This window comes from Kitasatospora sp. NPDC093558 (assembly GCF_040683475.1).
GTDB lineage: Bacteria > Actinomycetota > Actinomycetes > Streptomycetales > Streptomycetaceae > Kitasatospora.
The window spans coordinates 1-14,292 of sequence record NZ_JBFBDY010000146.1 but is presented as its reverse complement, the minus strand read 5'-3'; the positions used below and the strand labels follow the sequence as shown (position 1 = coordinate 14,292).

Annotated in this window: 15 protein-coding genes and 1 riboswitch; of the genes, 10 read left to right on the top strand and 5 right to left on the bottom strand. The window is 72.1% G+C overall.

All coding sequences use genetic code 11. From position 1 onward, the window contains the following. On the top strand, window positions 1-240 hold a 240-nt coding region (locus AB0O00_RS16710; protein ID WP_363652381.1), incomplete at its 5' end, for a helix-turn-helix domain-containing protein. A 125-nt stretch (window positions 241-365) separates the two neighbouring features. On the opposite strand, the gene AB0O00_RS16705 is transcribed toward AB0O00_RS16710, so the two are convergent. Beyond that, a complete protein-coding gene (locus AB0O00_RS16705; protein ID WP_363652379.1) occupies window positions 366-1,355 on the bottom strand; it encodes an aldo/keto reductase in 990 nt (329 codons plus the stop codon). Between the two features lie 305 nt (window positions 1,356-1,660). Here AB0O00_RS16705 and AB0O00_RS16700 point away from each other — a divergent pair, with 305 nt between their 5' ends. The 4 genes from AB0O00_RS16700 (at window position 1,661) to AB0O00_RS16685 (ending at window position 4,554) form a co-directional block, all read left to right on the top strand. Beyond that, a complete protein-coding gene (locus tag AB0O00_RS16700) occupies window positions 1,661-2,227 on the top strand; it encodes a TetR/AcrR family transcriptional regulator (RefSeq protein WP_363652378.1) in 567 nt (188 codons plus the stop codon). Between the two features lie 140 nt (window positions 2,228-2,367). Beyond that, window positions 2,368-2,874, top strand: a complete 507-nt coding sequence (locus tag AB0O00_RS16695; protein ID WP_363652376.1) for a carboxymuconolactone decarboxylase family protein — start codon at window positions 2,368-2,370, stop codon at window positions 2,872-2,874. Next, window positions 2,871-3,791 (top strand): phosphotriesterase, encoded by a 921-nt coding sequence (locus AB0O00_RS16690; protein WP_363652374.1) that lies wholly within the window; start codon window positions 2,871-2,873, stop codon window positions 3,789-3,791. Before AB0O00_RS16695 ends, AB0O00_RS16690 begins: the two co-directional genes overlap by 4 nt. A 103-nt stretch (window positions 3,792-3,894) precedes the next feature. Next, entirely contained in the window at window positions 3,895-4,554 is a 660-nt protein-coding gene (locus tag AB0O00_RS16685) for a Pr6Pr family membrane protein (protein WP_363652372.1), read from the top strand. Window positions 4,555-4,740: 186 nt separating this feature from the next. On the opposite strand, the gene AB0O00_RS16680 is transcribed toward AB0O00_RS16685, so the two are convergent. After that, window positions 4,741-5,505, bottom strand: a complete 765-nt coding sequence (locus AB0O00_RS16680; protein ID WP_363652370.1) for an SDR family oxidoreductase — start codon at window positions 5,503-5,505, stop codon at window positions 4,741-4,743. A gap of 138 nt (window positions 5,506-5,643) precedes the next feature. Between AB0O00_RS16680 and AB0O00_RS16675 the strand changes: the two genes are divergently transcribed. Beyond that, entirely contained in the window at window positions 5,644-6,264 is a 621-nt protein-coding gene (locus tag AB0O00_RS16675) for a TetR family transcriptional regulator (protein WP_363652368.1), read from the top strand. A 256-nt stretch (window positions 6,265-6,520) separates the two neighbouring features. After that, a complete protein-coding gene (locus tag AB0O00_RS16670) occupies window positions 6,521-7,717 on the top strand; it encodes an alpha/beta hydrolase-fold protein (protein WP_363652366.1) in 1,197 nt (398 codons plus the stop codon). A 29-nt stretch (window positions 7,718-7,746) separates the two neighbouring features. Here the strand turns inward: AB0O00_RS16670 and AB0O00_RS16665 are convergent, their stop codons facing one another. Next, window positions 7,747-8,076, bottom strand: coding sequence for a MoaF N-terminal domain-containing protein (locus AB0O00_RS16665; protein WP_363652364.1), 330 nt, complete (start codon window positions 8,074-8,076; stop codon window positions 7,747-7,749). Between the two features lie 474 nt (window positions 8,077-8,550). Continuing rightward, a riboswitch (cyclic di-AMP (ydaO/yuaA leader) is annotated at window positions 8,551-8,722 on the top strand. A gap of 1 nt (window position 8,723) precedes the next feature. Here AB0O00_RS16665 and AB0O00_RS16660 point away from each other — a divergent pair. After that, the gene (locus AB0O00_RS16660; RefSeq protein ID WP_363652362.1) at window positions 8,724-10,079 is read left to right on the top strand and encodes a glycoside hydrolase family 16 protein; all 1,356 of its coding nucleotides are present in this window, start codon (window positions 8,724-8,726) and stop codon (window positions 10,077-10,079) included. Window positions 10,080-10,160: 81 nt separating this feature from the next. On the opposite strand, the gene AB0O00_RS16655 is transcribed toward AB0O00_RS16660, so the two are convergent. Continuing rightward, entirely contained in the window at window positions 10,161-10,679 is a 519-nt protein-coding gene (locus AB0O00_RS16655) for a hypothetical protein (protein ID WP_363652360.1), read from the bottom strand. Between the two features lie 240 nt (window positions 10,680-10,919). Further along, complete coding sequence (locus AB0O00_RS16650) at window positions 10,920-11,717, bottom strand: IclR family transcriptional regulator (RefSeq protein WP_363652359.1); 798 nt, start codon at window positions 11,715-11,717, stop codon at window positions 10,920-10,922. Between the two features lie 202 nt (window positions 11,718-11,919). Between AB0O00_RS16650 and aceB the strand changes: the two genes are divergently transcribed. After that, window positions 11,920-13,569, top strand: coding sequence for a malate synthase A (aceB, locus tag AB0O00_RS16645; RefSeq protein WP_363652357.1), 1,650 nt, complete (start codon window positions 11,920-11,922; stop codon window positions 13,567-13,569). A gap of 167 nt (window positions 13,570-13,736) precedes the next feature. Further along, complete coding sequence (locus AB0O00_RS16640) at window positions 13,737-14,138, top strand: gamma-glutamylcyclotransferase (protein WP_363652355.1); 402 nt, start codon at window positions 13,737-13,739, stop codon at window positions 14,136-14,138. Window positions 14,139-14,292: the final 154 nt, after the last annotated feature.

Sequence of the window (14,292 nt, the reverse complement as noted above, 5' to 3'; positions counted from 1 at the left end):
GGGCGGCTGCTCGACCTGACGTACCTGGAGTTCGAGTTGCTCGCGCACCTCACCGAGCACCCGCAGCGGGTGCACACCCGCGACCACCTGGTCTCCGCCGTGTGGGGCTACGGCCACGTCGGCGACGGGCGGACGGTGGACGTGCACGTCGCCCGCCTGAGGCGCAAGCTCGGCTCGGCCTACCGCGACACCATCGTGACGGTCCGCCGGGTCGGCTACAAGTACACGCCGGCGGTGTGAGGGGCCGGCCGGACAGCTGACGGAAAACAGATAACAGACGACAGATAACAGATTTTGAAATCTGTTATCTGTCGTCTGTCACCTGTCACTTGTTGCCCGGGCCGCCCCGCCTCACCGCCCGCCGGTCACCGGCTCAGCCGGTCGATCTCCGCGAGCTCGTCGGCCGTCAGCGGGCCGCCGTTCAGCGCGTCGATGTTCTGGTCCAGCTGTGCGACGCTGCTCGCCCCGATGATCACCGACACCACCCGCGGGTCGCGCAGCACCCAGCAGAGCGCGAGCTGGGCGAGCGTCTGCCCGCGCCCCTCGGCGACCTTGGCGAGCGCCCGTAGCTGCTCCAGCCGAGCCCCGTCGAGCGCCTCCTCGCGCAGGAACTTCCCGACCGACATCCGCGACCCGGCCGGCACCGCACCCGAGAGGTAGCGGTCCGTCAGGAGGCCTTGTGCGAGCGGCGAGTACGCGATCAGGCTGGTCTGGGTGTCGCCGACGGCATCCAGCACGCCCTCCTCCACGGACCGGTTGAGGATCGAGTACGCCGACTGGTTCATCAGCACCGGCGTCCCCAGCTCCCGCAGGATCGCCACCGCCTCCCGGTGCTGCTCCGCCGGGTAGTTGGAGATGCCCGCGTACAGCGCCTTCCCCGAGCGGACCGCGCTGTCCAGCGCGCCCATCGTCTCCTCGATCGGGGTGTCCGGGTCGTACCGGTGCGAGTAGAAGACGTCGACGTAGTCGAGCCCCATCCGCCCGAGCGACTGGTCCAGGCTGGCCAGCAGGTACTTGCGGCTGCCCCCGTTGCCGTTCGGCCCGGGCCACATGTCCCAGCCGGCCTTGGTGGCGATGAACAGCTCGTCCCGGTACGGGCGGAAGTCCTGCGCGAAGAGGTACCCGAAGTTGCGCTCCGCACTGCCGTACGGCGGGCCGTAGTTGTTCGCCAGGTCGAAGTGGGTGATCCCGCGGTCGAAGGCGCGGCGCAGCACCGCCCGCTGGACGTCCAGCGGTTGGGCGTCGCCGAAGTTGTGCCAGAGGCCGAGCGAGACGGCGGGCAGCTGCACGCCGCTGCGCCCGGCCTTGCGGTAGGTCATCGAGCCATAGCGGTCATCCGAGGCGAGGTAGCTCATGCCGGACATCTTGCCAGCCGGTGAGCGTGGATCAAGGCCTTGTGTGCCTTTGGTAGTCGCCCTCTCTCGCACTGGCGCCCGGGGTCCGCCGCGGTTGTGACACGGTGTGACGTGACGCGTGCCACCGGCATGGGCGGTATGCCATCGGGTGGTGCGGGGGATGACGAACGGGCGAGGGGCCGTGGCCGCCGGGGGGCGGCGCACGGCCCTCGGTCGTCCCGCGGGGCGGGTGTGCGGCGACGTCGAGCCACTGCCCGGAGGAAACCGCTGGCGCTCTGTACCTACTGGTATGTACAGTGATCCACATGGCAACCCAGGACCGTCTCATCGAGAGCACCCAGGAACTCCTCTGGGAACGCGGCTACGTCGGCACCAGCCCCAAGGCCATCCAGCAGCGCGCCGGCGTCGGCCAGGGCAGCATGTACCACCACTTCACCGGCAAGCCCGACCTCGCCGCGACCGCCCTGCGCCGCAGCGCCGAGCAGATGCGGGCCGTCGCGGAAGCCGACCTCGTCTCCCCGGGCAGCGCCTACGACCGCATCGCCGCCTACCTGCACCGCGACCGCGACGTGCTGCGCGGCTGCCGGATCGGCCGGATGGCGCAGGACCCGGACGTCGTCGCCGACCCGCAGCTGCGGGCGCCGGTCGAGGAGACGTTCGACTGGCTGCGCGGGCGGATCGCCGAGCTCGTCGCCGAGGGCCAGGCGGCGGGCGAGTTCGTCCCCGGCGTCGATCCGGCGGACACGGCGGCCGCGCTGGTCGCCGTCGTCCAGGGCGGCTACGTGCTCGCCCGCGCGGCCGACCGTGCCGAGCCCTTCGAGCAGGCCGTCCGCGGCGCCCTCGCCCTGCTCGGGGCGCACCGGACGGCCTGAGGCCCGGATCCGAGCCGCTTCCGGCTCACCCCGCCCGGCTCACCCCGCCCGAATCGCCGCTGCCGGGAGCTGCACCCGTCCGAACACGAACCCGACCCGGTTCCCCGTCGACCGCCACTGGTGAGAGGACCCGCCGCCCCATGACGCCCGCACCCGAAACGTCCTCCAACGCGACGTCCGCCGCCGAATCCCTCGTGCCCGCCGGCCTCACTCCCGCCCCGCTCGACCGCGAGGCCGGGTACGCCCTGCTCGCCGACCTCGCGGGGCCGGCCGCCGCGTCGACCCTGGACGGCCTCGACGGCCTGGCCCCGGGGTTCCCCGACTGGATCGTCACGGCCCTGTTCGGCGGCACCTACCAGCGCCCCGGCCTCGCCCTGCGCGACCGTCAGGTGGCGAACCTGGCCGCGCTCACCGCTCTCGGCGGCGTCGAGCCGCAGCTCGCCGACCACGTCCGCAACAGTCTGCGGATCGGGATGACGCGCGAGGAGATCACCGAGGTGATCGTCCACCTGGCTCCCTACGTCGGGGTCCCCAAGGCCCTGGCCGGCCTGCGCGTCGCCACCGCGACCTTCGCCGAAACCCCGCAGCCGCAGCCGCAGCCGCAGTGCGCCGAGGGCGAGGACATACGGCAGGGGGCCGACGCGTGAGCGCCGCGGTCCGCACGGTCCTGGGCGACCTCGACCCCGCCGAGCTCGGCGTCACCGACTCCCACGACCACCTGTTCATCCGCAGCCCGCTGCTCCCCGACGAGGAACTCGACGACCCGGCCGCCGCCGAGGACGTCCTGTGCTCCTTCGCCGCAGCCGGCGGCCGGACGGTCGTCCAGTGGACCCCGCACGGCATGGGACGCGGCTCCGGCGAGCTCGCCCGCCTGTCCCGCACGACCGGCGTCCACATCGTCGCCGCCACCGGAATGCACCAGGCAGTCCACTACGCCGCGGACGCCCGTACGCTCTCCGCCCGGTACGACGGACTCGCCGCGCGCTTCATCGCCGAGCTGACCACCGGACTCCCGGCCGCACCCGAGGGCGTCCGGGCCGGGTTGATCAAGGTCGCGTGCGATGCGGGCGTGAGCAGCGCGCACACGCGCCTGGTCATGACGGCCGCCGCCGAGGCTCACCACGCCACCGGCGCACCGGTCGCCGTCCACCTCGAACCCGGCGGCGACCCGCACTTCGTGCTGCTCTGGCTGCACGCCCGGCACCGGGTCCCGCTCGACCGGATCGTCCTCGGCCACCTCACCCGCCTGCCCGACGTCCGTCTGCACCGCGAACTCGCCCACGAGGGTGTCTACTTGGCCCTGGACAGTCCCTCGCGGGCCGGGCACCCCGAGGACCACCAGGCATTCGACCTCATCGCCGACCTCGTCGATGCGGGCCACGCCGAGCGGCTGCTCCTCGGCGCCGACACCACCACGCGCACCGCCCGCCGGGCCGGCGGCCCCACCCGGCTGCTCACTGACCTCGCCCCGCGCCTTGGCCGCACGTTCGGCCCCGAGCTCCCCGATCTGCTGCTGACCACCAACCCGGCGACCGCCTTCGCCGCCGACTGGCGCACCCCCTGAGGCCGACGCCCCGCCTCGCGCCTCCTGTGGCCGACTCCGCCGACCCGGGTTTCAATCCGAGTACCCCGACGGACCACGCCACCCCCAGGAAGGCGGCCCGACGATGCACACGTGGCTCGCTCCCGCCCGGCTCGCCGTCGCCGCGCTCGCGGCCGTCGCCCTCGGCTTCTCCGGCTATCACGCGGCGACCGACCCCACCGGCGTCGTGAACTTCTTCGGCTACTTCACCGTCCTCAGCAACCTGGCCGGGGTCGTCGTCCTGGCGCTCGGCGGCTGGGCGGGCCTGACCGGCCAGCGCCCCCTTCCGGGCCTGGTGCGCGGGGCGGTCGTGCTCTACCTGGTGATCACCGGGCTGGTCTACGGCACGGTGCTCGCCAAGTACCCGGAGCAGCTGGCGATCCCGTGGGTGAACGACGTGCTCCACCGCGTGATGCCGCTCGTCGTGCTCGCCGACTGGCTGATCGACCCGCCGGAGCGGCGCCTGCGCCCGAGGGCGGGGCTGTGGTGGCTGGGGTTCCCGCTGGTCTACCTGGTCTACACGCTGCTCCGCGGGTGGGCCGTCGGCTGGTACCCGTATCCGTTCGTCGACCCCGCCGTGCACGGCGGCTACCGGCGGGTGGCCGGTGCGTGCTTCCTGATCGCGGCGGCGTTCGTCCTGGTCGGGGCGGGGATCCTGGCGGTCGGCAATGCCCTCGCCGCCCGCCGCGACGCCCGCCACGGCACCACGCCGCGAGGCCGCCGGGCCCACGCACGGACGACCTGACCTCGGCACGCTGCACCACCCGGTCCGCGCCCACGTGCCCGGTCCAGGGACGTCCGCGTCTGTGAGCCGGCACGGAGGGCCGGGGGCGACGGCGAACAGCTGACAGATAACAGATTTCGAAATCTGTTATCTGTCAGCTGTCATCCGTTAGCCGTTACCCGTCGGCCGTCACGCCCGGTCCGACGGTCACATGTGGGTGCCGCCGTCGATGCGGATCTCGGTGCCGGTGACGAACGCGCCGTCGTCCGACGCCAGCATCGCGATGACGCCCGCCACGGTCTCCGGCCCCGCGAAGCCCTGGCCGAGGGCGGGGGCGAGCTTGGCGAGCAGGCTGAAGTCGGTGTCGGCGGGCAGGCCGGGGTTGTTGGTCATGCCGCTGTCGATGCTGCCCGGCGCGACGCACACCGCGCGCAGCCCCTGCTTCGAGTACTCCGACGCGATGGCGTGCGTGAAGGACTGTATGCCGCCCTTGGTCGCGGCGTACGCGGCCATGTACGGGTGGGCGAAACTCGCCGACGTGGAACTGAAGTTGACCACCACGCCGTTGCCGCCCGCGAGCAGCGCCGGAAGTGCCTCGCGGGTCATCAGGAAGGTGCCGGTCAGGTTCACCGCGAGGAGCTTGTTCCAGAACTCCAGGCTGGTCTCGTGGGTGTGCGAGGACCGGAGGATGCCGGCCGCGTTGACCAGGACGTCCAGCCCGCCGAGGCCCGCGACGGCCTGCGCGACGCCCGCGACGACGGCGGCCTCGTCCGAGATGTCCAGCACCGCGGTGGTGAGCCGGTCGGCGGTGCCGTCGGCGGTCGCGCGGTCCAGGGTCCTCTGCAGGCCGTCCGCACTGACGTCGACGGCGACGACGTTCCCGCCCTCGGCGAGGATCCGGTGCACGGTGGCCTGGCCGATGCCCGAGCCGCCGCCGGTGATCAGGACGTTGCGTCCGCTGAAGCGCTCCATGGTGGTACTCCGTTCGTTCCCGTGGTCTCTCGACCTCGAGAGACACGGTACGCCTGGATGGCATAACGTGCCAATAAGTCTGGACACGTCACTACGGCAGGAAGTGTCACCATGGCATGGGGCGCGTACGCTGAGCCCGTGACCGGACGCCCCTCCCTGACCCAGCGCCGCCGCGACGCCACCCGGCTGGACATCGCCCGCACCGCCGCCGCGCTCTTCGCCGAACGGGGCGCCGAGGCGACCACCGCCGAGGAGATCGCCAACGCGGCGGGCATCTCGCTGCGCACCTTCTACCGGTACTTCTCGGTCAAGGAGGACGCCGTCGCCCCGCTGCTCGCGGCCGGCGGGCGGCGCTGGGTCGAGCTGTTCGCGGAGAGCTCCGCCGACCTGCCGGTGGTCGAGGCGCTGGAGCGTTCGGCGGTCGCCTCGCTGACCCCGGCCGACGAGTCCGCCGCCGAGGCGATGCACTGGACGCGCAGCCTGCTGCGCGACCCCAGCCTGGCGAGCACCTGGCAGCGCGTGCACGCCGACTCCGAGGAGCGGCTGCGCGGAGTCCTCGCCGAGCGCTGCCCGCCTGGCGCGGACGCACTGGAGATCCGGCTCGCCGCGGCTGCGGCGACCGCCGCCATCCGGGTCGCTCTGGAGGAGTGGGCCCTCTCCGACGCCCCCACGACAGGCCCCGGCTCGCCTCAGGACCTCGGTGCGCGCTGCATGCGCGAACTCACCGGGGGACTGCGCCTGTGGAGTCGTGCGGCGTGAGCCTGCTGCGTGTCAGCGGCCCTCGAAGGCTGCGGTAGGCGGGGGCTCGACGCCGATGCCGACGACGAGGCGGCAACTTGCAGATAACAGATTTCAGATGACAGATTTCAGAATCTGTTATCTGAAATCTGTCATCTGTCACCCACCACCCCGGCCCGCTAGGGTGGAAGATCGCGCCCCGACGGGGAACCGGGGAAGGTGCCCCGGAAGTCCTAGCGGCGGGGGTGTGGGTTCGAGGCGTGGGAGCAAGTAGGACATGGGTCTGACGAGCCACAAGGTGCTGGCGCTGACCGTATTGATAGCCGTCGTGATGATGGCCGGCACGGTCTGGCTGTGGCCCAGACTCGCCAGGAAGACCTGGCAGGCGGTGGTCGGCCGGATCGGCGCGCTGCTCGCCACCCAGCTCACCGTGCTCGCCGCACTCGGCCTCGTCGCCAACAACTACTTCTCCTTCTACAGCAGTTGGGACGACCTCCTCGGCACCGGCGGGGACAACGGCCCGGTGGTGATCCACAACAAGGCGGACGCCTCCGGCCGCCTGCTCGTGGAGACGATCGGCCACGCCTCCGTCCAGGGCGGCGGCGCGATGGGCCGCGAGCCCGCCAAGTCCGGCGAGATCCGCAAGGTCCGGATCGACGGCAAGGCCACCCGGCTGTCCACCGAGGGCTACGTCTACCTCCCGCCGCAGTACTTCCAGCCCGAGTACGCGCAGCGCCAGTTCCCGGCCGTGATCGTCAGCACCGGTTTCCCCGGCCAGGCCGAGAACCTGATCACGCGGTTCAACTACCCGGGCGCGGCGCTCAAGCTGCTCCAGGAGGGGAAGATGCAGCCGACCGTCATGGTCCTCATGCGTCCCTCGCCCGCGCTGCCGCAGGACACCGAGTGCGAGGACATCCCCGGCGGCGCGCAGTCCGACACCTACTTCACCAAGGACGTCCCCTCGGCGATCCAGGCGAGCTTCCGGGTCTCCGCCGACCCGCAGGCCTGGGCCTTCATGGGCAACTCCACCGGCGGCTACTGCGCGGTCAAGCTCGCCATGCGCCACCCGGACGTCTTCCCGACCGCCGTCTCCCTCTCCGGCTACTACCGCGCCGCCGAGGACCCGACCACCGGAGACCTCTTCGGCGGCAGTCGGCAGCGCCGCGACGAGGCCGACCTGATGTGGCGGCTCAAGAACCTGCCGCAGCCCAAGGCGTCCGTCCTGCTGGCCGGCACCAAGCAGGGTGACGGCGACTACAAGCGCGACACCGAGGCCTTCGTCGACGCGGTGCAGAGCCCGGGCCCGCTGAAGGTCTCGTACAGCATGCTGGAGACCGGTGGCCACAACTTCGAGACGTGGAGCAAGCTGCTGCCGTCGTCGCTGCAGTGGCTCTCCGAGCACCTCAAGGTCCCGAACCAGCCGAACCAGCCGGGCCAGCCGAATCAGCCGGGCCAGCCGGCCCCCGCAGCCTGACGGTCACCGGGCCCGGCAACCGTCAGGGCTCAGGCCACCCGCTCCAGCGTCCCCGTGTGGAGCTCACCGACCCGGCCGCCCTCGCCCTCGAAGGTCCAGAACGCGCGCACCGTCAGCCGGACCAGGTCCATCACGTGGCTGACGGTGATGCCGCTCTGCTCGGTCCAGCTGACGAAGTACACCTCGGGCGCGACCTCGGCGACGTGGAGCTGCACGTCCTCCCACTGGCCCGCCGACTCGCCCAGGCCCTCCCAGCGCAGCCGCTTGCCGTCGGCCGAGTAGGCGTTGCGGAAGGCCGCGCCGTTGTCGGCCCGGAAGAGGTAGGTGCGGCCGGCGAAGGCGGGCAGGGGCGCGGTCATGGTGTGGCGGTTCCTCGTCTCTGCGGGAGGGCGGGGGCGGAAGGGCGGGAGGTGCGGGTGCTCTTGTGCACTGCGGTGGATGTCGAACCTCCAATTTATCCGATCGGGCGAGCCCGCACGGTCGCCACCAGTGAAGACGCACCCTCCGTCACCGTCACGCCGCAGACCCCGCCAGAGCACCGTCCGCCACCGGGGTGACCGCCACGGTGTGCGACCGGCACGCCCGCGGCCTCCCCGCCCGCCCGCGCGCGCCCGCCCGGCCCGCCCGCACGCGCCCGACCGGCCCGCCCGAAGTCCTCCCACCGGCCCACCAACTGATCCACTGCGCACCGTACTTGATCGACACGACTGTGAGCTGCGCGACAACCGGCCGCGATCAGTTGTCCGTTCACGGACGGACTGCCTAGCCTGCAACGGTCGTCCGCCCTCGCGGACCCCGCCGCCGGGACGCCGAGTCCCGTCCACCCGACGGCGCGCAACCGAGCACCACAGCGGACGGGAGCGGGGGAACCAAGGTCAGCGCCACGATCCGGCACGCCCTCGCGCGTCCGGGCCGCGGCTTGGGGTGAAGCCGCACCCACAGCGGCCGGGCGACCTCTCAGCCCGAACCCGACAGCTCACCTCGCAGGCGTCGCAGAGGACACCCCATGCACCAGCCTGCCCCGCGCCCCGCGCCCCGCCACGCCCGCCCGTCCCACCGCGGCCGCTACGCCGCCCTCGCCGCCACCGGCGCGCTCGCCATAACCGGAGCCGGCCTGTTCGGCCTCCAGGCCGCGCCCGGTGCCCAGGCCGCCACCGGCCCGAGCGTCACCCAGGACCGGCTCGCCCCGGCCACGATGGTCGCCGGCCAGGCCGCCGCCGCGACCCTCACCGTCCACTCCTCGTCCTGCTTCGTCGCCAAGACCGTCGGCGTCGGCGTGCGCGACGCGGCGGGCAACAACCTCGACTTCCCCGGCAACGCCGCCAACGTCACGATCTGCCCCTGGGGCCAGACCTTCACCAGCGGTTCGCGCGCGCTCCCGGCCGGCAGCTACACCGAGTTCGGCTTCTGGCAGGACTTCGGCGGCGCGTGGCACAACCTGGCCTCGCAGCCGCTGGTCGTCTCCAGCACCCCGGCCCCGGCCCCGGCCCCGACTGCCACCCCGACGCCGACGCCGACCCCGACCGCCACCCCGGCGCCCACTGCCACGGCGACCCCCACCCCCACCCCCACCGCCACTGCCACGGCGACCCCCACCGCCACGGCCACCCCCACCGCCACGGCCACCCCGAGCGCCACCGCGAGCCCGAGCACCCCGGCGCCGTCCTCCCCGATCGCCGGCAAGTCGCTGACCTGGTCCGACGAGTTCAACGGCCCGATCAACTGGGGCCAGCGCTGGGTCGGTGACAAGACCAGCGCGTACAAGTACGGCAACCACAACCCGGACGACAACAAGCTCGACTGGCTGAACCCGAACAACGTCAGCGTGGCCAACGGCGTCGCCACCTTCACCGCCACCCCCGGAAGCAACACGCTGGAGAACGGCAAGCAGTCCTGGGACACCGGCTTCCTCACCACCGAGGGCTCCAGCGAGGGCTTCCAGGTCAAGACCGGCGACTACGCCGAGACCCGGGTCAAGATGCCGGCCGGCTCCGGCGCCTGGCCGGCCCTGTGGACCTGGAAGGCCGGCAACGGGGAGATCGACTCCTTCGAGTACCACCCCGACAACCCGAACCTGCTGGAGCTCACCAACCACGTCAACCCGGGCAACGCCGACTACTACACCGACGCGAGCGCCGTCGCGACGGACCAGTGGGTGACCATCGGCACCTACTACGGCGCCAACTCGGTGGACTGGTACGTCAACGGCGTCAAGGTGTTCTCGGACGGCAAGGGCGTCGGCACGAACTTCTCGGCGTACCTGATCCTCAACCTGTCGGTGTGCGCCGGGCAGTACCACCCCGGGCCGCAGGGGACCGCCCCGATCACCTTCGCCGCCGACTACGTCCGCGTGTACCGCTAAGCCTCCAAGCGGTAGACATCCCACCGGTAGACATCCCACCGGGAGGCCTCCCACCGGCAGGCCTCCCGGTCACACCAGCCCTCAGCCGGCAGCCGTCTCGACGACCCTGATGTCGAACGACTGCCGGTTGTTGCGTTCGTTCCGGTCGTCCGGGCTGAACACGCTGACCGAGCCACCGGTCAGCGTGCCCAGCTGCAGGTCGGGGGACAGGAGCACCGGGACGAGCGCGGTCGCGCTGCGCCCCTCCTTCAGACCGGGCCCGAACGTGCAGCGCACCACGTGGCCGTCGCCCAGGTCCGCACAGTCCGTGGGGAAGAAGGGGCCCTGTGCCGTCACGCCCTTCGGCAGCACGACGGTGATGGTGAACGGCGAGGCCGTGGTCTCCGGGCCGAGGTTCGCGACGAAGGCGTGCACCGTGGTGGTGCCGCCGGGCGGCGCGGGGTCAGGGTCGAGTCGTACGACCTCCAGGTCGGAGTTGGACGGCCGGGCGGGCGCGCTCAGCTGCGCCGGTTGCGCGGCCGGCCGGGGGTCGGGGCGCTGGACGGCCCAGGACGGGTCGGCCGTCAGCGTCGCGACCACGCAGCCCGCCGCCACGGCCACCGCCGGCCACGTCCCGTTCCCCGCCCTGCCGCGTGCTCGCCTGGGCCTGCGCTCCATCGCCGTTCACCGTTCCCTCGCAGCGGGCCGCCCGCGCCGTCGCGGGCCGCGTCCGCACCAGGGTGGCCGAGGGGCGGGCGGCGCTCGGCGCAACCCGCCCTCCGTCCGCTCGAACGGAGGAACACGCGCACGGGAAGTCGACCGGTCCGACTTCCCGCGCCCGACGCGTCGACCGACCGTCCGTCAGGGCGCGAGGACCTGCCCCAGCCGGGCCGCGATCTTGTGCATCACCGACACGAGCGACGCCGCGCCGTCCTGCTGCTCCAGCGCCCGGATGCGGGCCTCCGGGCCGGAGACCGACAGCGCGGTCGGCGTCGGCGCGCCCGGGACGGCGAGCGCGATGCAGCGCACCCCGATCTCCTGCTCCTGGTCGTCGACGACGTACCCGCGCTCGCGCGCCTCGGCGAGCTGGCGCATCAGTTCCTGCGGGTCGGTGACGGTGTACTCGGTGTGCGCGGGGAGCACGTTGGGGCCGAGTATGGCGCGCGCCTCCTCCTCGGGCAGCTGGGCGAGCAGCGCCTTGCCGACGCCGGTGCAGTGCGGCTGCACCCGCCGTCCGACCTCGGTGAACATCCGCATCGAGCGGCGCGACTGCACCTGCCCGACGTAGACGACCTCGCCGCCCTCCAGGACCGCCAGGTTCGCGGTCTCGCCGGTGGCCTCCATCAGTTCGGCGAGGTACGGGCGGGCCCAGCTGCCGAGCAGCCGGCCGGCCGTCTCGCCGAGCCGGATCAGCCGGGGGCCGAGGGTGTAGCGGCGGGCGGTGTCCTGGCGGACGTAACCCTGCTGCACGAGGGTACGTACCAGGCGGTGGATGGTCGGCATCGGCAGGCCGGAGGTGGTGGAGAGCTCGCTGAGCGTGGCCACGCCGCCGGAGTCGGCCAGCGCCTCCAGGAGCTGGAAGGCGCGTTCGACGGACTGCACGCCGCCGCTCGCGCGGTCGGCACCCGTCGTCGATGCTGTGTCGGGGGTCGCAACCACCGGCGTTCCCTTCGCTGTCGGGGAGGAGTAGAGTCCCGGCGATCACATCAACAAACCGTTGAAATTCTGTATCGCGGAAACTAGTCTCCACCTTACAGAATCGAACCCGCCGACAGGTGGGTTCGGATCAAGGAAGTTCCCCAAGGAGGCTCCCACCGGAGCTCCCTTCGCCAGGCTCAACCGTCTTAGGAGTGTCCTGCTCATGGCCACAGATCAGGGACCCGGCGTCTCCCCCGCCGCTCCGGTCGTCACTGTCGCCGGTCCGCGCGTCCACCGGGCGGAGGAGGTGCTCACTCCGGAGGCGGTCGCCTTCGTCGTCGGCCTCCACCGCGCGTTCGAGGGCCGACGGCAGGAACTCCTCGCCCGACGCAGGGCCCGGCGCGCCGAGATCGCCCAGGCGGGCACGCTCGACTTCCTCCCGGAGACCGCCGCCGTCCGGGCCGGCGACTGGAAGGTCGCCGAGGCGCCGCGCGCCCTGCAGGACCGCCGCGTCGAGATCACCGGCCCCACCGACCGGAAGATGGTCATCAACGCCCTCAACTCGGGCGCGCGGATCTGGCTCGCCGACTTCGAGGACGCCACCTCCCCGACCTGGGAGAACGTAGTCAGCGGCCAGATCAACCTGATCGACGCCTACGAGGGCCGGATCGACTTCACCAGCGACGCGGGCAAGGCCTACACGCTCAAGCCCGCCGCCGAACTCGCCACCGTCGTGGTCCGCCCGCGCGGCTGGCACCTCGACGAGAACCACCTGCTCGTCGACGGCGTCCCGGTGGCCGGCGCGTTCTTCGACTTCGGCCTCTACTTCTTCCACAACGCCGCCCGGCTGCTCGCCAAGGGCGCGGAGGACCCCAACTCGGGCCCGTACTTCTACCTCCCGAAGACCGAGAGCCACCTCGAAGCCCGGCTCTGGAACGACGTGTTCACGCACGCCCAGGCCCAGCTCGGCCTCCCGCACGGCACCGTCCGCGCCACCGTCCTGATCGAGACGATCACCGCCGCGTTCGAGATGGACGAGATCCTCTACGAGCTGCGCGAGCACGCCGCGGGCCTCAACGCCGGGCGCTGGGACTACCTGTTCTCCATCGTCAAGAACTTCCGCGACGCCGGCGAGCACTACATCCTGCCGGACCGCAACAGCGTCACCATGGCCTCGCCGTTCATGGCGGCCTACACCCGCCTGCTCGTGCAGACCTGCCACAAGCGCGGCGCCCACGCGATCGGCGGCATGGCCGCGTTCATCCCCAGCCGCAAGGACCCCGAGGTCAACGCGGCCGCCCTGGAGAAGGTCAGGGCCGACAAGGACCGCGAGGCCGGCAACGGCTTCGACGGCTCCTGGGTCGCCCACCCGGACCTCGTCCCGGTCGCCCGCGCCTGCTTCGACGCCGTGCTCGGCGAGCGGCCCAACCAGAAGGACAACCCCGGGCCCTCCGAGCCGGTCACCGCCGCCCAGCTGCTCGACATCGCGGGCGCCGGCGGCACCTGCACCCACGCGGGGCTGCACAACGCCGTCCAGGTCGGTGTCCGCTACATCGAGGCGTGGCTGCGCGGCCTCGGTGCCGTCGGCATCTTCAACATGATGGAGGACGCGGCCACCGCCGAGATCTCCCGCTCGCAGATCTGGCAGTGGATCCACAACGGCGTCGTGCTCTCCGACACCGGCGAGAAGGCCACCGCCGAGCTGGTGCGCGGGCTGGTCGCCACGGAGCTGGCCGAGCTCCGCGCCGAACTGGGCGAGGCCGGCTACGCCGGCGGACGCTGGCGCGAGGCCGCCAAGCTCTTCGAACAGGTCGCCCTGGCCGAGGAGTTCGCGGACTTCCTGACCCTCCCCGCGCTTCCCCTGCTGGACTGACCTCAACCTATCCGCCGGCGCCACCGCCGCTCGTCTGCCGCGGTGGCGCATCCCGGCGGACCACTACTCCGTTCCGTACGGCGACGAATCCACCTGTCCTCTCGTCGCCGTGCGGAACGGCCTTTTTTCGACGCGTCACTGCCTTTGTTCTCGTGAGGAGCTCACCCATGGCACGCATCTTCTTCAACGGCCAGGCGATGGTCGGCGGACCGTTCCACGCCAAGGTCGCCGACGCGCTGGTCGGCCCGGCCCGGACCGCCCCCGGCTACCGCTTCTTCTCCATCGACCACAGTGGCGGGACGGACGTCTGCCCGGGGCTGCTGGCGGACCCGGACGTGGACAGCGCGATCGACGGCGAGCTGTACGACATCAGCCTGGAGCGGCTGCGCGACGTCATCCTGCCCGGCGAGCCGCGCGAGCTGGAACTGGGCGTGATCAAGCTCGACGACGGCTCCGCGTGCCTGTCGATGCTGCTCGCCCGCGGGGAGCTGGAGCGCGGCGTCCACCGCGAGATCACCCACCACGGCGGCTGGCGCGCCTACCTGGCGACGCTGGGGCGCACGGCCTGACGCCGGCAGGTCCCCGAACGACAAACAGGTAACAGATAACAGATGACGAAAGTTGTCATCTGTTATCTGTTACCTGTTTGTCGTCCCCACGCTCCCCGGAAACGCGCAGCCCCCGAAACGCCGCAGCCCCGGACCCTCGCCGTGGGTCCGGGGC

Coding starts and splice junctions, on each gene's coding strand:
- aceB (WP_363652357.1), top strand. CDS start 11,920: ATGGCCACAGATCAGGGACCCGGCGTCTCCCCCGCCGCTCCGGTCGTC.
- AB0O00_RS16660 (WP_363652362.1), top strand. CDS start 8,724: ATGCACCAGCCTGCCCCGCGCCCCGCGCCCCGCCACGCCCGCCCGTCC.
- AB0O00_RS16680 (WP_363652370.1), bottom strand. CDS start 5,505: ATGGAGCGCTTCAGCGGACGCAACGTCCTGATCACCGGCGGCGGCTCG.
- AB0O00_RS16695 (WP_363652376.1), top strand. CDS start 2,368: ATGACGCCCGCACCCGAAACGTCCTCCAACGCGACGTCCGCCGCCGAA.
- AB0O00_RS16670 (WP_363652366.1), top strand. CDS start 6,521: ATGGGTCTGACGAGCCACAAGGTGCTGGCGCTGACCGTATTGATAGCC.
- AB0O00_RS16700 (WP_363652378.1), top strand. CDS start 1,661: ATGGCAACCCAGGACCGTCTCATCGAGAGCACCCAGGAACTCCTCTGG.
- AB0O00_RS16640 (WP_363652355.1), top strand. CDS start 13,737: ATGGCACGCATCTTCTTCAACGGCCAGGCGATGGTCGGCGGACCGTTC.
- AB0O00_RS16685 (WP_363652372.1), top strand. CDS start 3,895: ATGCACACGTGGCTCGCTCCCGCCCGGCTCGCCGTCGCCGCGCTCGCG.
- AB0O00_RS16705 (WP_363652379.1), bottom strand. CDS start 1,355: ATGAGCTACCTCGCCTCGGATGACCGCTATGGCTCGATGACCTACCGC.
- AB0O00_RS16665 (WP_363652364.1), bottom strand. CDS start 8,076: ATGACCGCGCCCCTGCCCGCCTTCGCCGGCCGCACCTACCTCTTCCGG.